The organism is Paenibacillus barengoltzii G22, from assembly GCF_000403375.2.
Taxonomy (GTDB): Bacteria; Bacillota; Bacilli; order Paenibacillales; family Paenibacillaceae; genus Fontibacillus; species Fontibacillus barengoltzii.
The window spans coordinates 730,985-748,932 of sequence record NZ_KE159653.1; the positions used below are offsets into that span (position 1 = coordinate 730,985).

Sequence of the window (17,948 nt, forward strand, 5' to 3'; positions counted from 1 at the left end):
GGACGGTCGTGATGGAGATCCGAGCCGTGACCGTGGACGATGAGACTCCTTGGGAGCTGCAGCACAGCGAAATCTTAGCTTTCATTCGTAAATATAACTCCGGCCGCGTTCCGCCCACCGTCCTTCGGAATCTGCTCCGGTTGACGCCAAGCGACTTACTGCAGCCGGGGGGCTCCATGTTCGTTGCCCGCATCCGGGCGGAGGATGGAGAGCGGCTGGCCGGCGTCTCTTGCGTCATGGATTACGGCCGCACCCTGTGCGTTGTCGTTGTCCATCCCCTGTACCGCGGCTGTGGGCTCGGCGCAGGGCTGCTTCAAGCCCAGCAGACTCGGCTTAAGCAGCTTAGCTGCCAGGTGGCGTTAAATCAGATTCAGAGCTTGCGCCTGTGTTTTCGTGCAGGGATGTACGCTTCGGGCCTGACCCGGGATCCAAACGGGAAACCGCTGCTTTTGCTGGAGACCCGGCCCGTTTCCCCAACGCCTGCAGCGTCGGTCTCCCATACCAGCAAAGAAGGTGATATCGTTGTCACAACCCGTCCTGGGCATCCTAACCTTGTACCTCAATGACAAGAAGCTGCTGGAGGAACGCCATATCTACCAGCGCATGATCACAGAGGGAAAAAAAATGGGCCTGGACATTTTCGTGTTCACCCCAATGGACGTGAATGACCAGAAAAAGCAGATTCTCGCCCTCGAGTATGACCCCAAGGGCAAGAGATGGTTTCGCAAATGGCGCAGCTTCCCCGACCTAATCTTCGATCGCTGCCGAATCCAGCGCAGCAAGCGGTTCGAGCAATTGCTGAAGTTCCGGGCGCGTTATCGTCATCTGACTTTCCTTAACCGGCCGCTGCGCAATAAATGGACGATATATCAAACATTGTCTCGCAAAAGCCGATTCCGATCCAACCTCCCGGAGACGGTATTATTTCAGAGCAGCAGCGATGTGTTTCACCTGCTCAAAAAGTATTCCACCGTCTATGTCAAGCCGATTAACGGCACAGGGGGCCGCGGCATCCTGCGCGTAGAACGCCTGGACAGCGATCACTTCCTGATCCAAGGGCGGAGACAGAACCGCAGGATCATCGCTCCGCAAAAAATCCATAAATCCCGGCTGGGTACGTTCCTGCTAAGCTGGAAAGGAAGCGGACGCTTCATCGCCCAGCAAGGGATCCAGATTAAGCTGCCCAACGGCCGCGTACACGACTATCGGATGCTGGTACAGAAGAACGGTGAAGGAGAGTGGGAAGTGACTGGCTGCGCTGCCAGGGTCGGTCCTCCCCGCAGTGTCACGTCCAATCTTCACGGCGGTGGTCATGCCGTAGCGATGAATACGCTGCTAAAGCAGTGGATCTCAAATGAAGAACGGCGGCAGGAAGTGCGCCGGGCGGCGGAGAAGCTCAGTCTGGAGGTCGCCGCCTACCTGGAGAATACGTTTGGGGCGTTGTGTGAGCTGGCGCTGGACTTGGCCATCAACCGCCACGGACAGATCTACCTGCTTGAGGTGAATCCCAAGCCTGCCCGCGAAGTGTTCCATCAATCGGGTGACTCCCAAGCGTACCGCGCAGCGATCGTCAGGCCGCTGGAGTATGCGTTATGGTTGCATAAACAGAAAGCCGCTTCCCCCTCCAATTAGGAGGGCAGCGGCTTTTGTTATGCTCCATGGGAGGTTTGGCTATTTCACTTCCTCCGCCTGCTCATACAACGAGATCAATTCATCGAAAGTGTGAATCCGCACGTCGGAGCCGGCCAGCTCCCGATCATCTCCGAAGCCGGCATAAGCGCAGCCGATTGCAACGAGTCCGTTCCGTTTGCCCGCTTCAACGTCCGAGGAACGATCCCCAACCATCCATGCGCGGGTGATGCCGTGCTGATCCAGAAGCAGCTTCACGAGATCGACTTTCGTTGCCGTTTGGAACTCCCCTGCGCTATAGAGTCCTTCAAACAGCGAAGCAATTCCATGCGCCTTGGCCACGCCCTTGACATAATGCTCCAACCCATTGCTGGCCACGAACAGCCGCACACCTCTGGCACTAAGCTCCCGCAGCGTTTCCGCCACCTGGGGATACAGCTCGGTCGCCAGCTGTTGCAGACCTTCCAGTTCATATTCCAGCAGCAGATCATCGGCCCGGCGGTGCACCTGCTCATCATGGTCCGGAATGACTCGACGCCAAATGTCCGGCAACAGCATCCCCAAGCAGCTAAGGATCAGCTCTTCCGGCGGTGTATCCCCGGTATACAGACCTTCTTTACGCAATTGATCAAACACCTTATGAAAAACTGGGACGAGCAAGGTTTCCGTTTTGAACAACGTCCCGTCCATGTCAAAAATCATCGCTTCCGGCTTAGAAAGTTTGACAGCCTGTCTCTCCATCTCCACATTCCTTCCGTATGTATGATATAGCCTCATGATATGTCAATCGGCATTCCTTGTAAACCGAACCCTTATCCTGATTTCTCCTGAGTTCTTAGGCGTCTCTTGATCTCGGCCCCAAGCAGCAACAGAATCGGGAAGATCACCTGAAACGGAAATGCGTAGAAAGCATAGGTCTTCATGGCAAAATTCCACATTTCCATAATGTCGTCATATAACGAGTAGGCAAAATACGTCGTTAAGAGCCCTAATTGGAGAACCACACTCCGGTATGTCTGTAGGTTAAACAGCTTGGCGATCCCTTGACTTGCCGCAAGCAAGCATACGCTGACCTTCATAAAAACACAAATGACGAATACGATGGACACCGTGCCTTCGATCCGTTGAATAAACGAGCCGACATTGATCCGACCTACCGCAGCATAAGAGGGGAAGGACGCGTTGCTCATCGTGTAGGTCCCTAATACGCAAATGTTACGAAACGTAATAAACACAACCAGTGCCCCGCTAATGAGCAAGCCATACAAAAAGATCCGAACAAACGATTTTCCATCCTTTACATTGGAAAATATCCCGGTTAACAATACCGTTTCGGCAAAAGGAAACGAAAAGGCAGAAAACGCGCCTTTCCAAATCGGCATCCAGCCATGGTCCATTATTGGAAAAATATTTTCCACCTCAATTCGTCCGATCGTCAGCAACAACACGAAAATCACCGTAGCTATACAGATGTTAAATAACAGCCTTGCGCTTCGCCCCATGGTTTCAATGCCTTTGATCACGGCGAAGATGCACAGCAAGGCAACGAGCAGCATCGGGACGAGCATCGGCGTTTCCGGCATCGCTTCAGATTCCATAAATTCGCCGTAATTCCGAAGTACGAGCGCCGCCAAATGGAGAGCATACCAAACGTAGATCAGGATCAACACTCGCCCAGCCCACTTCCCGAATACCTGTAAGCAGATGTCGAACAAATTTTGCCCAGGATAAAGGGCGAGCAAACGCGCATAGATCAACACGAGTGGTACGGTTAGGATAATGCCGATCAGGATGGCGAGCCAGGCATCATTAAGTGCATTACTCGCAGCCCCCATAATCATCGTGCTGCCCATGACATATAGCATCAGAATCGCCCGAGCTTCACCTCCGCTGATCCTTTCATTGCTCATCGCAAGTACACCTCCGTATTACAAATCAAGTAGCAAACTCACCATGCGTTCAATTAACGGTGAAGGACTCGGCAGCCGCTCACCGGTGGACACCACCAATGCCGCTGCGAACGACAATAACCCAAGTACGCAGCTAAAGATAAAATCCTTCTTGGGGGCGGTTCTATAAGTCTGAACTTGATCCAACAATACGATAACGGCGTATAAGAGAATCGTAAGCAGGATCATCGAATCTCTTCCTCCATTTTCAGCGAATGTTTGGTGGATGCCGTGCCTTTGATGAGCACGTCCGCTTGTACCGTCACCTTTAATCTGGAAAAATGCTCGTCCCAGTCCGGCTCTAACCTTTTCCACAATTTTGGGAACTTCTTATGAATCTGATTGCCAAATCCGAAGATATCTTGTTGATACTGTTTTTGGGCGATCTGAATGACTTTCTCCATTTCTTTGACCATCTTCTCTTCCATCCGCTGTTCCAACTCTACCCGCCCTTTAGCCGATAGAAAATCGACCATGTTCTCTTGCGCTTCGTCTATGAAGGTAGTGGTGTGCGTCTTGACTCGGATTTCGACCTCTCCATCCACGAGGACCGGTTCTACTTTTGTTTTACTCCTGACAATTTCCAAGGAAATGCCCGGCGGATGATTATATCCGCCCAGCGTTAAGACGCCTCCACGAATTTCATCGCGTAGAAACAACACATATTTGGTATCTTCCTCACTGATCGTCCCGAGCATCCGATCTCGGTCAAACACAGCCAATCCGCCAATCGATGCCATCTTCCCCTTCTCATGCTCCTTCAGGTAAATCAGCGGAAGTATGCTGCTTATGCCAGGCGTATTCACCGTATCAGCGAAATCAAACAACTCCATGACCGGGGCGGAGGAAAACAATTTCTCATTATCCAGCATTTCATTCAGCTTAAAGGACAACGGCATATCCATGTAGCTGTCGCTTCGAAGCACGTCAGCAGCGTTTTCATTTTTGGATACCAGAATATGGATATCCGCCCGCGTCTCTGTATCGCGGATATACCAATCAATAACTTTGGCAGCTCCTTCCCGTGCGATGTCCTGACTCAAAATAATCACTTTGGCGTGCGCCCAGTACAATTTTCTGCCCGTCTCCGCAATCATTCGACGTACAATGTCAAACATCGTCTCGCCTGTTAAAGAAATATGACTATAACCAACCATCAGCACGTCTTGTCCGCCGGACCCGTCGACCGTCTCGAGCGTGAGCCGAATTTCCCCCTCCTTCTCGCCTTTGTCAATTGCAATTCCGGCGATGGTGGTCATTTTCTCGATTTCCCGATAATTCCAACAGCCGGTTAAGGATAAAACCATCAGGCTGCTCAACATCACGGTCAGCAGCTTGGCCCCAAGTTTGATCGACATCGTTCTCACCTCATAACCTTACGAATCCGCCGTTTCGTTTGGATGCGGAGGGTTCCCACCCTCGATGCCCACCAAGGGCCTCGGATTAAGGTATCCTGAATGTCATCATCCTTGATGGAACCTATGGTGAGCATGTAAGGCACACCAAAACTCCGCAAGCTCATCAAGTGGACGACCACACCTATTAAGCCAAATAAATATCCGTAGATCCCCATAAACGTGGCTAATGTCAGCAAAGTGAAACGTGTAAAAATAGAGGCGGCTTTCATCTTGACGTTAATCAACGTTGTGATCCCGGTAATACCAACGACAATCACCATCGGAGCACTGACAACTCTCGCATCTACGGCTGCTTGCCCCAGAACCAAAGCTCCAACGATACTGACCGCCTGACCGATGGAGTTGGGAATTCGGGTCCCTGCTTCACGGAGAATTTCAAACACGAGTAACATCAAGAAGCATTCCGCCACCGTCGGCAGCGGAACGGATTGTCTAGCTGCTGAAATGCTGAGTAGCAGTGGAGTTGGGATCATCTCCTGATTGTAAGTCACCAAGGACACGTAGATGGCCGGAACGCTGACCGCTAGAAATTCGCCAATGAACCGAATCATCCGGTTAAACGAACCAAACAAGTAGTTGCTGTAGTAATCTTCACTCACCTGGAAGTATTCATTAAATAAAAACGGGACCGTGAGTACAAACGGGCTCCCATCCACCAGCACAGCAATACGCCCCTCCATAATTTTGCCTGCCACGGTATCAGGGCGTTCCGTATTGCCCACTGTCTCAAACGGAGTCAGGATGTCATCCCGAAGCAATTCCTGCAGTTCCCCGGAATCGACAAGGGCATCGATCTGAATCCGCGCCAAGCGCTTCTTCAGCTCCTCCAAGATTTTCAGGGAAACCGAGTCCTCCAGATAACATAGACAAACCGACGTATTGGTTGTTTCCCCCAGCTCCATGAATTCAAACTTTAACTTTGGGTTTTTCACCCGTCGACGGATCAGCGACAAATTGGTAATCAACGTTTCGGTAAACCCTTCGCGAGGCCCAATCACCGACTTTTCCGTTCCCGGTTCCGAAACTCCTCTGGTTTGTAAGCCTTGCGTCTCAATGAGCAGCGCCTGATCATGCCCCTCCAGCAACAACAAGGTATTGCCATTCAGCAGCTCGCTTAAGAGGGCATTCATGTCGTTTGATAATTCGAGCATGCTGACCTCGATGATCCCCTCCATCAAGAGCTGTAAATAGGGAATACCACGGTTTTCCTCGGAAGGCTGGAAATGAAAGATCGGCCGGAGGATGTAGTTGCTTAACGTCTCCGTGCTGACCATACCTTCAATATGAATTAAACAGCCGCATAACGACTTCACTTGAGGGTGTTGAAATCTACGAAATTTGATGGTGGAATCATTGGGAAAGATGCTTTTGAATAATGCGATATTCTCATCAACTGAAGAATGAAGGCTTTCCTTGATCTGCAAGGGAATTCCTCCTTTCACCAAAGGGTCTGGATATGTTATTCCCAATTCAAGCAAAATTTATCAATGAACCTTTCCTGATTATGCATAAAAAAGACAACGGGGACACCTATTCTTCCCCGTTGCCTTTGTCAGAGCTTAGGCTGCCGATCACTGGGTAATCAGCCAAAAGGCCTCCCAAGCCCCCCCGACCTGATCCCGGTTCGCCACCAGTCCAGCTCCGTTATTCAATTCCACGCTCACGTACTTGTTGTTAGCCAAAGCGAACAGGGCGATCGCCCCGTCGGGCAGCTGTTCCTTCCGGAACTTCTCCCAGAGTTGAATGCTCTCGCCGCGGGCGATCAGCTTGCCGCCGTCGTTCAAGTCTGCGGTGACGTATTTTCCATTGATTTTGGATTTAAGCGAAATCGTTCCATCACTATTGTTGATCACTTCGAACAGCTCCCAATCCTGGGCGGTATCGCGATTGGCGACCAAAGGAGCGCTGCCAGCGTTCTCTGCGCTGACAATCTTCTTATTCGCTTCCGAGATCAAATAGACGAGCCCGGTAGGCGTCGGCGACGGTGTTGTGCCCGTCGTATATTTTTTCACCAAATTTTGCAGGGTCGTGTTCGGTCTAAAATTCTCCGTATTAAACTTGCTCCATTTAGCGGCGATTGTCTCTGGACTGTCGCTGTAGATGTTAGGTACCGGATTGGGGTTGTTGTTGAAATACCCCCAGTTCCCGTAGTTCGAGCTGACCTTATACGTCCAGTTCGTCCAGGAAATGTTGGAGGCGTTCATTCCGGCCAGGAACTTCTCCCACAGATCGGTAAAATCAAACAGGCAAAATTCTCCGACATACACCGGTACGTTCCACCGGGCTTGGTGGTCGCGCAAGCCTTGCAAGGCGGTATTCACCAGACGGTTCTGCGCATTCCAATCCGAAGCCTCGTTGCCGGCCATCGCGTAATAGTGCATTTCGTACACTACGTTGGTCCAACCAAAGGTGTCCGGGTCATAGAGCTGGTTCCAGTTCCAAGCAGCTTCGATAAAAATCGTATGATCAGGGTCGATCGCGCGGATCGCCTTATACAGTCGGTCATAAAAAGCGTTTAACTGCTCCTTGCTCACCCGGTCAGGTTCGTTTAACAGATCGTAACCTGCCACGGTCGGATTACCTTTAAAATGGGCGGCAATCCCTTCCCACAACCGAACGGTACGGTCCTGGTATTGCTGGTTCTTCCAGAGCTGCGGGTCCGAGTTGACCTCACCGGAGTTATCAAAGGTGTTCTGGGCGCCAAACGTACCGTGCAGATCGAGCAGGACATAAATGCCCCGTTCCCCCGCTTCACGGACGAGCCAATCCAGCTTGCTCCACGGATCCGCCTTCCAGTTGCCATACTTGTCCATCAGCTCCAGGTAAAGAATCGGCACGCGGACCATATTCATCCCCATGTTTTTGATATTGTCCAAATCCCGTGTAGTCAGCCAGGCGTCTTGATACGTTTTGATCAAGCTTTCCGCCGTTTGCGCGCCGTGCAGGTTCGTTAACGTTTCGCGCAGCGTCCATTCATCCTTCACGCCCAGCGGTGACATCCAGCTCTCCTGCAACAGCCAGCCGCCAAGATTGGTCCCCCGCAGATTGACGATATTCCCTGTGCCATAGTTGTCCCGCAGCACCGCACCACTAGCTTTCAGGAAGCCGCTCTGCTCGATTCTTGACACGTTCGTACTGGAATCTCCCTCCGCAGCTTGAGCCGAAGGTGCAAACATTGAGTTACTTAAGGTCATTGCAGTAAGTAGCACCGTGAGTAGGATGGTTCGGAGTAATCTCTGGATGTCACGGACAGCATTCGGTTGGTTCATGATCATCACAAATCCCCCTTAATTACAATAATGGTTTATATTTCCATATCAAACATAAACTATTATTGTAAACGCTGTCAATAGGAAGATGATTTCATAGATTTTGTTAGAGAATCTCTTCGATCAGCTGTGCAATCCGCGCCTTATCCAGAGCATCAATCCATGCCTGTGGAATCTGCGCATAGCGGCAGTCGCTGCTTTGTAAATAACGGTAGATGATCCGCGCCTCATCAATTTCATCCCGAGTAGGTTTGCCTGTCAGAAAAGAACTCTGACTTAGATAGACCACTGTCTGCTCCGCCATTTCCAGAGACATAGAGGCTTGGGAGCTTTCTCCTAGTAGCTCAACTTTCTCGCTATACAGAATCGTATTTCGCTTCAAGATGAACCATTTGGTCTCCCGCTCACTCAGACGCTCCACAACTACGAAATTCTCGTTCTGCTCTATAAATCCGGCAATCTCCTCCTGCCTCGCGAACAGATCGATGGCATGAAGAGCATCCCTGAGCTTGGCTGCGGCTTCAAAATCAAATCGTTCAGAGGCGTCCCGCATCCGTCTCTCCAACTCCTCCCGGAGGCTGGAATCCGAGCCATCCAGCAGCGCAGTAAACCGATCCATCATGCGGTTGTTGCGCTCAACCGCTTCCCCGCCTAAGCATGCGCCGAGACATAAGCCCAGCGAATGGTTCAAACAGGGAAATCCAATGGGCGCTGATCGTGGACGGCTGCAAGCGATACGCAAAGCTTCGCGAACGCTTTGGACAGCCGCCTCAACAGCATACCGACTCGCCGAATACGGTCCATAAACTTGGCGGGTTCCCGGGGCGTCCGGCACATCAGCAACTTCCAGGTCCCAGATCCCGTCTGTGTCGCAGATCGCTAAATAAACATAACCGAGTGGACTCTTCATCTTTTTGTTATATATCGGCTTCAGTTCTTGAATCAGCCGGCACTCCAGCATCAGCGCTTCAAATTCGGTGTCAGTCCTGCGGATTTCCAGATCCTTCCCATTATGCGCCAATCTCTCGACCTTCTTGGAGCGGTGACGGGAGACATGAAAATAAGAACGTACCCGTTGCTGCAAGTTCTTCGACTTGCCAACATAAATGACGCCTCCTGCCGCGTCCTTCATCAAATAAACCCCCGGCGCTGCTGGAAGGGTGCGAAGCTGCAGCTCGATCCGTTCGTTGGTCATGGAGCAAGCTCAATCCGTTTGATGACGTTACCAGTAAAGTCTTTTACCCTAAACGCTCCTGCTTCCAAGAGGCCATAGGAATTGGGGAAGTTCTCCTTCGGCAATGCGATGGACCCCGGATTCAGGACGTAGATGCCGTCTTTGATATCGGCTACTGGCACATGCGTATGCCCCTGAATAAACACGTCGCCCGGCGCCAATGGCGGAAGCTGATCGATGCTGTATCCGTGCCCATGCGTGACGTAAATACGTCGTCCCTCCAAGTAGAGCATGGCATAATCCGCCATCATCGGAAATTCCAGCAACATCTGGTCCACTTCCGCATCACAGTTCCCGCGCACAGCGATGAGTTGATGCTTATGTTCGTTCAGCGTCGCCGCAGCCCGCTTGGGATCATAACCGTCAGGCAGCGGATTTCGCGGTCCGTGATACAGGAAATCCCCCAGCATAATGATTTGGTCTGGCTGCTCCTCGGCTACTTTGGCCATCGCCCGGTCCAGCCAAGCGCTTGATCCGTGAATATCCGAAATCAACATCAATTTCATCGAAACCAACTCCTTATCTCTTTCGTTTTAGTATATAAGGAAGAACATCTGGCTAAATACAATCGAAATCTTGATCAATCGGAGGTACCTTGCATGAAGTCCTTCAAAAAATGGGCGGTGATCCTTCTTGTCTTTTGGGGCATATGGAAGATATTCTTTTTCCTCCTTAAGGATGTTCTGTTTGCAGTGCTAACGTTTCCTGATCCTTATGCCAATATCCTTCAGATGGTCGGTATGGGAATGATCCTGCTGTTATCTCTTATCTTCACTGCGCTTCTCGTCAAAGACAGCGCCCGATAAGCAAGAAAGACAAGAAAGACGTCCAATCGCTTGAACGTCCAGAGTTCACTATTCTTGGATCAGCGTATACAGCTCGTTGGTCACTTTAAACTGATCCTTAAGTCCCGATGTGACATAAATTTTGTCGTCCTTCGTGATGAACAAGGCTTCCGTTACCTCATTATAATTTTCAACAAACTCCATCCCTTTCTCCAAGCCCATCACAAAAACCACAGTAGATAGCGCATCGGCATCCGTCGCATTATCCGTTAAGATGGTTACGCTCTTCAGCTCGTTTTGCGCTGGCGCGCCAGTTCTGGGGTCAAGAATATGGTGATACATCACCCCGTCCTCAACAAAATACCGTTCATAGACTCCCGAGGTATTAATCACCTGATCGTTTAAGCGAATAGTCCCCATCGTCGTCCCGCGCGAGCTGTCAGGATCCTGAAGTCCAACGATCCAGTCGTCACCGTTCGGCTTGCTTCCAACCACGATGATACTGCTGCCGCCAAGGTCAACTAATGCGCTCTTTACGCCTTCTTCACGAAGATAAGCTGCGATTTTGTCTGCCGCATACCCTTTTCCGATGCCGCCGAGATCCAGAATCATCCCCGGTGTTTTCAGAAAAATCGTTCGCTTGGTTTCGTCCATCACCACATTTTGATAACCAACCAAGCTAAGCTCCCGCTGCAAGTCCTCCGGAGCCGGAACATGGGCATCTTCATGTCCAATATCCCAAAGATCAACCAATCCGCCAACGGTTGGGTCAAACAGCCCATCCGTCTCCTTGGCATAATTCAGCGAGCGTTTTAATACCTCTATCGTATCTTCGGATACTTCAACCGCCTCTACGCCTGCCTCCTGATTCACTTTGTAGAGCTGGCTTGTCTCCAAAGTCCGGCTAAGCTCCTCGTCCAACGTTTTCAACATCGCATCGATATGATCCAAATGCTCTTCGCCCTTCGGGTCCTCATACAATTTGATGTTAACCACCGTATCAAAAATATAATATTGTCTTGAGGTCGGCTCTGCGGCCGCCGTTTTGTCCTTCGGATTCGCCTCGCCTCCGCACCCGGATAAGAGGATCGTCAGCATTGCCGTCAAGCCGAAAAGTACAGCCCGTTTGCGCCATTTCTGTGTTCGTTGCATCGTTTCACCTCATTTGAAAGTTCACGCAGCTCGTGGTTAACTTCCCGTATTGTATAATTTTCATCACACTTCGTCTAGGAAGAACATCACGGTGACTTGAGTACTGCAAAGAGGAACACGAACCTAAATGCAAAAAGAAGCGAGATAGATCTCGCTCCCACAATGATCAAGCCTCAAACCGAAGTTGATCCGAAATTCGTTTATCTTAATAAGTCATCTTCTCGAGTGATGTTATCGTATGAACGGTTATACCGCCGATAATCGTCTAAATACTGCCGCTCATGATTTTTTACATAGTAGAAGGTACCCCATCCGCTGAAAACGAGGAACAACACCAACATAATTCGGTAAGCCAACGTAAAATGGTCTGTGGCAAACCCGATCACAATACCTAAGATCGCTATACCCAATAGTCCCCAAAGGATTGATTTCATGATCTTTTTTACCAATTTCCATATCCCCCCTTATCTATTATTAATTGGATTATAGCATATTTTTCCTAGGTAAAGAGATTCTGTTATTTGTTTGCTATTTTGTGGAAATGACTGTGATCCCAGTCACTCAATCGCTGCCGATCGAGCGATATGCTTCTGGCAGAAACGGAGGTGCAGTGTCTCAAATCTAACTACGTGAAAATCAACACAACCTTCAGCACCTCCTGTCTTCGAAATCAATCAAGGAGGTTTCTCGATGAACCAAAGTCAAATCCCAACCGATACGCGTCACGAGCCGTCCATGTTCTGTTACCAATGCCAAGAGACCGCGGGTGGAACGGGCTGCACCATCACAGGTGTTTGCGGAAAGTCTGAGGAGGTTGCGAATCTGCAGGATTTGTTGGTCTATGTCCTCAAGGGGGCGTCATTCCTTGCCTTAGACAGCGACCTGCCGGAGCCGCTTGACCGGCAGCTATCCGTATTTACCATGAACTCCTTGTTTGCGACAATAACGAACGCTAATTTTGATCGCAACTATTTCGTGAGCCATATCCGGGAGGCTCTTGCCTTGCGAGATATTGTTAGAAGCTACTGGATGAAGAAGCACTCTGACGATGAGGCTGTCTTACCCGATGCCGCGCTCTGGGAGCCTAGAGATGAAAGCCAGTTCGCAGGTAAAGCCCAACAGGTCGGGGTCCTCTCTACCGCCAACGAAGATATTCGTTCCTTACGTGAACTATTAACCTACGGACTTAAGGGGATGGCCGCTTACACCTACCATGCCTATCAATTGGGTTATACCGACGGAAGGATTCATCACTTTATGCGCCAGGCGCTGGCTGCAACCTTGGACGATACCTTAACAACCGATAATCTTGTCGCCTTGGTCCTGGAAGCGGGCAAACATGGCGTCGAAGCCATGTCCTTGTTGGATCGAGCCAATACAAGCACCTATGGTCATCCGGAAGTAACCCAGGTCAATCTCGGTGTACGGAATCGCCCAGGTATATTGATCAGTGGTCATGATTTGAAGGATTTAGAAGAGCTGCTGCTCCAAACGGAAGGCACCGGCGTGGACGTATACACTCACAGTGAGATGCTCCCAGCCCACTACTATCCGGCATTCAAAAAATACAGCCATTTCGTCGGCAACTACGGCAATGCCTGGTGGCAGCAAACGAGGGAATTCGAAGCCTTTAACGGTCCGATTCTCATGACGACCAACTGTATCGTGCCGCCAAAGGATAGTTACCGGGATCGACTTTACACAACGGGGAACACCGGTTATCCTGGAGCACGTCATATTCCGGATGGCAAGGACGGGAAGCCAAAGGACTTCTCAGCACTCATCGCGCATGCCCAAAATTGTCCGCCGCCAACCGAGCTCGAAAGCGGGCATATTGTCGGCGGCTTTGCCCATCATACCGTGACTCGTTTGGCGGATCAGATCGTTCAGGCAGTGAAGAGCGGTGCGATCAAACGGTTTTTTGTTATGGCGGGGTGTGACGGACGAATGAAATCGCGGAACTACTACACCGAGTTTGCTAAGGCACTTCCTCGGGATACCGTGATCCTGACCGCCGGTTGTGCCAAGTACAAATACAATAAGCTGGACCTGGGGGATATTGGCGGGATACCCCGCGTCCTTGATGCGGGTCAATGTAATGATTCCTATTCACTCGCCGTCATTGCACTGAAACTAAAGGAATTGTTCGGTCTTGAGGATATCAACGAGCTGCCGATATCGTACAATGTTGCCTGGTATGAACAAAAAGCCGTCACCGTCCTGCTCGCTCTGCTCCATCTCGGTGTCAAGAACATTCACCTCGGCCCTACTTTGCCGGCCTTCCTGTCCCCCAACGTAGCGAAGGTCCTGATCGACAAGTTTGGCATCGGGGGCATTACGAATGTAGAGGAAGATATGGCCATGTTTCTTGGAGCTTTGGCGTAACGTGTGCAAATCGAAAGGACCCCCTATCACGTGATGTGAATGAGGGGGTCCTTTCGATTCCAGTCACTATATCGTTACTCGCTTAATAATGAGAGTTGGATTGCCGCCAAAGTCGGATACTCACGATACTGTTTAAAAACAACCTTCACCCTCCGGGCTGTCGTAACCGGAAGGATCACAATCTTCTTGTAACCGATTATCGAACCTTCTCCAATCAAACGCCATTCACCGAGAAGTGCAGTTTCCTCGTTGGACTTATCCTCGGTAAGTTCCGATGCCCACAGCTCAAACGCCTCTACCCGCTGTCCTTGTTCAATCTGTTCCTGTAAAATAACCGCGTTAAATGCCCTCGCCTCCGGTAAAACGATTTGTACCCAAGGCTCAGCATCCGACGCAGACGGTCTCCAAGCGCGATCCGGTGTGGCCTCGGCAAGAGCTTCGGCCGCCTCCTCCTGGGAAGCGGCACTCGATCCTATCCATACGGCCCCTTCGTTCAGCCTTGGATCATTTAATTCCTGGATTCGGCGTCCCAGCTTGGCCAGAACTTCACGATCCGGCGCTGCGATCACCCCATCCCGGTTAGGCGGGATGTTAAGCAGGAACATGGCATTACCGCCAACGGATTTCAAGTAGATGTCGAACAGTTCACGGTCGCTCCGCACCTGCCCGTCCTCTTCGGCATGGTAGAACCACCCCGGACGGATGGACGTGTTCACTTCAGCCGGATACCACACCCATTCTCCGCCATACCGAGCAATCGCCCGCCTGCTGCCCAGATCCTCTTCCATCGAGTTGATCGAACGAGCGAAGGACGGGTCATCGGTTTGTTGCGATTTTTCCGCCGTTTTCTCCGCATCTTGCAAAGCCCGAGGTACAACGCTCCATTCTTCCCGCCGCGTATGCCCTGCCTCGTTGCCAACCCAGCGGATATCCGGGCCGCATACGCTGATCACGCATTGCGGCTGCAGCCGGCGAATCGTCTCATAGTAACGGTCCCAATCGTACTGCTGCCGCTTGCCGGAGGGGCCTTCTCCGTTGGCGCCGTCCAGCCACACGCAGCTAATCTCGCCATATTGAGTAAGCAGCTCCGTCAGTTGATTCACGTAAAAATCGTCATACGCGGCCCCTTCCCCGTAGCTGGCTTCGGTCCGATCCCAAGGCGACAGATATACTCCGAATTTCAGCCCGGCCTTCTGGCAAGCGTCCGCAACATCGCGAACCACATCCCCCTTGCCGCCTTTCCACGGGCTGGATGCGACCGTATGCTTCGTGTATCGGCTGGGCCAGAGGCAGAAGCCGTCATGATGTTTGCAGGTCAGTATGACGGCTTTCATGCCGGCTTGTTTTAAGATGGCCACCCATTCCGTGGCGTCGAGCTGCTTCGGGTTAAACAGCACCGGGTCCTCATGACCCGTCCCCCACTCTCTGCCGGTCATCGTGTTCATCCCAAAGTGAATAAACCCGTAAAACTCTAACTTTTGCCAAGAAAGCTGCCTGCTCGAGGGCCTGATATTAAAAATTTCGTTTAGATTCATCAGAACAATTCCTTTCCAGTGGCATTTCGTTCGAGTAAAAAAGTTCTTAAATGAACTCCATTATGGAGTGTAATGTGTCCCAGCTCCCCCAGCTTCAGCCAACCTCGCGAAATATCGAATGGTAAAATCACGGAATCTGGCCGCGATTTGCTTCATATAGCGATCCTTCGGCCAGGACAAGGAAATGGTTCGCTTACACCAGCTTTCTTCGAGTCTGAGCAAGCGGACCCCCGTACCAGTGGATCCGGCCCAAGTAAGGGCGGGCAGGAAAGCCACACCTTGTCCCGCACGAATGAGTCCGCGTACGGTGGCCGGATCGTCGCTTTCGAACCGAATCCGGGGCTTGAATCCGGCCAGCCGGCAGAAGGCATCCGTCGTTTCCCGCAACGACTTGCCGGAAGGAAGCATGATGAAATCTTCCTCCCGAAGCTCTTTTAAGCTTACCTGCTGCCGCTGAGCGAGCGGATGGTCAACCGGAACGGCCACCAGAATATCTTCTTCCAGCAAGGAGACCGTTGCGGCTCCCGGAGGGGACTCCGCTCCGTCCGAAAGGCATAAATCGTAATTCGTCCGAGTGTCCAGCGGAGAAACATGCTGCAGCAAGTTGAATTGAGCCTGTGGACATTCCGCGCGAAAATCCGCCAACAAGTCTGGCAGCAAATGCGAGGATACCCGAACGTCCAGCGTAAGAACGGGAGAGGCGAGTCCGCTGGCATCCTGCAGCTGGCGCTTCCCATCCTCGAGCGCATCCAAAGCAAGATCTACCTGCTGAAGAAACCTTCTGCCATGCTCGTTTAAGCGGATTGTTTTGCGTTCCCGGTGGAACAGCTCGGTCCCAAGCTCCGCTTCCAGGGATGCAATCATTTTACTTAGTGCCGGCTGCGAGATATGCAAGCTTTGAGCTGCTTTCGTCATATGCTCCAAGCGAGCCACTGTCTGAAAATACTTCAGCTGCAACAACTCCACTCCGATCTGGCCTCCTGCTTCATAACCAATCAGTTATGATCTTTATAAACAAATATATATTATGGTTCATCAACATAAGCAAGCTATAATAGTCACAACTACGACAGGACAGGAGAGAATCCTCTTGATTGTACAGACGTTATCAGGCAAAGTTGAGGGCGTCAAACTGGATGGCGCCTACGTTTTCCGTGGCATTCCTTATGCCGCTCCAACGGGAGGATCACGAAGATTCAAGCCGCCGGCTCCCCCGCTTCCCTGGCAAGGCGTACGGCGATGTGATCGGTATGGTCATGCCGCCCCTCAGAATCCGGCACAGGAAGGCCTTCTATCGGAGCTAACGCAGTCCGAAGATTGCTTGGTTCTGAACGTATGGATGCCGGAGGACTTCGGCGATGAGCTGAAGCCCGTAATGGTCTATATTCACGGCGGCGGATTCGTAGGGGGAACCGGCGCGGATTGTGACGGTTCCAAATACGCGTCGGAGGAAGGGATCGTCTATGTATCGATCAACTATCGGCTGGGGGCATTGGGTTTCTTGGAGTTGAGTGAGTTACTGGGCGAAGAATACGTGAGCTCGGGCAATAACGGCATGCTTGATATTGTTGCTGCCCTGCGGTGGGTTCAGCACAACATCACCGCATTCGGCGGCGACCCATCGCGCGTCACGGTGATCGGGAACTCCGCTGGCGCCAAATGCGTGGCTTCGCTGTACGTCATGCCCAAGGCGCGCAGCCTGTTTCACCGAGCCATCGCCCAAAGCGGAGCCACGCAAGCGATACGCGATCGCAAGACGGCTAACATAACAACCCGAAGACTACTGGAGCAGCTAAACATATCACCGGCAGATGCGCACCGATTGCTCGAGCTTCCCGCAGAGAAATTAATTGAAGCCCAATCGGCGGTTGGCTTCGATACCTCGCGCGGTCTGCATATGTTTGGCCCAGTGGCCGATGGGTTCATGATCCCTATGGATCCGCTGGCGAGTCTTGAAGGTAGTGAGGGGCTGCCACCGCTCTTGATCGGGTCCAACGAGGATGAGGCAGCGATTTTTATCCATAATGATCCGTTGCTAAGATCTCCGGACCGGGAGACGTTGGAGAGATTATTTGGAATCAATGCGGAAGTGGCATGGATGGCTTATCAGCACTACCAGACATTGATGACACCAGAAGCTGCATGGAATCGAACGTTAACCGAGCACCTGTACGCCATCGGGGCCATGCAGTTTGCGGAAGCGGTAGCTTCAGCGGGAGCGCACGTATGGATGTACCGGCTTCGGTGCGGCGGAAGACTGGGAGCGATCCACGGGTTTGAAGGAAGCCTGATCCAAACGGCCTTAGCCGCAGGTGACCCCGGCTCCATCCCTGCGCTCCCCTCCGACGATCCGTATTTGGTGACAGCTGAAATGAATGGACTTGCCCGCGGGATGAGGGCGGCTTGGTGTGCTTTTATCCGCAATGGTGACCCGAATACGGAACTTTTACCAACATGGCCTGTCTACGGAGCAAATCATGCCACCATGGTGCTGGACCTCTTAAGCTCTGTGCATCAGGACTTGCCGGCTCCTGCGGGGATCTGCGTTCCTCACCCGGTTTGGAGGATGCCTTGATTCCGCTGCTCGAAGTT

16 protein-coding genes are annotated in these 17,948 nt (G+C 51.6%); 5 read left to right on the forward strand and 11 right to left on the reverse strand.

Features of this window, described 5'->3' with window-relative positions; all coding sequences use genetic code 11:
- The first annotated feature begins 11 nt into the window (after positions 1-11).
- Positions 12-566: a GNAT family N-acetyltransferase gene (locus tag C812_RS21535; protein ID WP_016312863.1), complete on the forward strand. Its 555-nt coding sequence runs from the start codon at positions 12-14 to the stop codon at positions 564-566.
- The gene (locus C812_RS11710) at positions 523-1,632 is read left to right on the forward strand and encodes a YheC/YheD family endospore coat-associated protein (protein WP_016312864.1); all 1,110 of its coding nucleotides are present in this window, start codon (positions 523-525) and stop codon (positions 1,630-1,632) included. The genes C812_RS21535 and C812_RS11710 overlap by 44 nt, the downstream gene beginning before the upstream one ends.
- A 39-nt stretch (positions 1,633-1,671) precedes the next feature.
- On the opposite strand, the gene C812_RS11715 is transcribed toward C812_RS11710, so the two are convergent.
- The 8 genes from C812_RS11715 to yfcE form a co-directional block, all read right to left on the reverse strand.
- Positions 1,672-2,370 (reverse strand): HAD family hydrolase, encoded by a 699-nt coding sequence (locus C812_RS11715; RefSeq protein ID WP_016312865.1) that lies wholly within the window; start codon positions 2,368-2,370, stop codon positions 1,672-1,674.
- A gap of 71 nt (positions 2,371-2,441) precedes the next feature.
- Positions 2,442-3,539 (reverse strand): GerAB/ArcD/ProY family transporter, encoded by a 1,098-nt coding sequence (locus C812_RS11720; protein WP_016312866.1) that lies wholly within the window; start codon positions 3,537-3,539, stop codon positions 2,442-2,444.
- Between the two features lie 18 nt (positions 3,540-3,557).
- Positions 3,558-3,767, reverse strand: coding sequence for a hypothetical protein (locus tag C812_RS11725; protein WP_016312867.1), 210 nt, complete (start codon positions 3,765-3,767; stop codon positions 3,558-3,560).
- Positions 3,764-4,936, reverse strand: coding sequence for a Ger(x)C family spore germination protein (locus tag C812_RS11730; RefSeq protein WP_016312868.1), 1,173 nt, complete (start codon positions 4,934-4,936; stop codon positions 3,764-3,766). Before C812_RS11730 ends, C812_RS11725 begins: the two co-directional genes overlap by 4 nt.
- Before the next feature lie 5 nt (positions 4,937-4,941).
- The gene (locus tag C812_RS11735; protein ID WP_279626220.1) at positions 4,942-6,438 is read right to left on the reverse strand and encodes a spore germination protein; all 1,497 of its coding nucleotides are present in this window, start codon (positions 6,436-6,438) and stop codon (positions 4,942-4,944) included.
- A gap of 129 nt (positions 6,439-6,567) precedes the next feature.
- Positions 6,568-8,271: a cellulase family glycosylhydrolase gene (locus tag C812_RS11740; protein ID WP_016312870.1), complete on the reverse strand. Its 1,704-nt coding sequence runs from the start codon at positions 8,269-8,271 to the stop codon at positions 6,568-6,570.
- Positions 8,272-8,371: 100 nt separating this feature from the next.
- Positions 8,372-9,460 (reverse strand): GIY-YIG nuclease family protein, encoded by a 1,089-nt coding sequence (locus C812_RS11745; RefSeq protein WP_016312871.1) that lies wholly within the window; start codon positions 9,458-9,460, stop codon positions 8,372-8,374.
- Positions 9,457-10,005, reverse strand: coding sequence for a phosphodiesterase (gene yfcE / locus C812_RS11750; RefSeq protein ID WP_016312872.1), 549 nt, complete (start codon positions 10,003-10,005; stop codon positions 9,457-9,459). Before yfcE ends, C812_RS11745 begins: the two co-directional genes overlap by 4 nt.
- A gap of 93 nt (positions 10,006-10,098) precedes the next feature.
- Between yfcE and C812_RS11755 the strand changes: the two genes are divergently transcribed.
- Positions 10,099-10,305, forward strand: coding sequence for a hypothetical protein (locus C812_RS11755; protein WP_016312873.1), 207 nt, complete (start codon positions 10,099-10,101; stop codon positions 10,303-10,305).
- A 48-nt stretch (positions 10,306-10,353) separates the two neighbouring features.
- Here C812_RS11755 and C812_RS11760 read toward each other — a convergent pair whose 3' ends face one another.
- The gene (locus tag C812_RS11760) at positions 10,354-11,436 is read right to left on the reverse strand and encodes an FAD:protein FMN transferase (RefSeq protein WP_016312874.1); all 1,083 of its coding nucleotides are present in this window, start codon (positions 11,434-11,436) and stop codon (positions 10,354-10,356) included.
- A 690-nt stretch (positions 11,437-12,126) separates the two neighbouring features.
- Between C812_RS11760 and hcp the strand changes: the two genes are divergently transcribed.
- A complete protein-coding gene (gene hcp, locus C812_RS11770; RefSeq protein WP_016312876.1) occupies positions 12,127-13,821 on the forward strand; it encodes a hydroxylamine reductase in 1,695 nt (564 codons plus the stop codon).
- A 74-nt stretch (positions 13,822-13,895) separates the two neighbouring features.
- Here the strand turns inward: hcp and C812_RS11775 are convergent, their stop codons facing one another.
- Together C812_RS11775 and C812_RS11780 are read right to left on the reverse strand one after the other, a co-directional pair.
- Entirely contained in the window at positions 13,896-15,266 is a 1,371-nt protein-coding gene (locus C812_RS11775) for an alpha-L-fucosidase (RefSeq protein WP_244268310.1), read from the reverse strand.
- A 150-nt stretch (positions 15,267-15,416) separates the two neighbouring features.
- Positions 15,417-16,322 carry a LysR family transcriptional regulator gene (locus tag C812_RS11780; protein WP_016312878.1) on the reverse strand — a complete coding sequence of 302 codons (906 nt, stop codon included), beginning with the start codon at positions 16,320-16,322 and terminating at the stop codon, positions 15,417-15,419.
- Positions 16,323-16,446: 124 nt separating this feature from the next.
- On the opposite strand from C812_RS11780, the gene C812_RS11785 reads away from it, so the two are divergent.
- Positions 16,447-17,931, forward strand: a complete 1,485-nt coding sequence (locus tag C812_RS11785) for a carboxylesterase/lipase family protein (RefSeq protein WP_016312879.1) — start codon at positions 16,447-16,449, stop codon at positions 17,929-17,931.
- Positions 17,932-17,948: the final 17 nt, after the last annotated feature.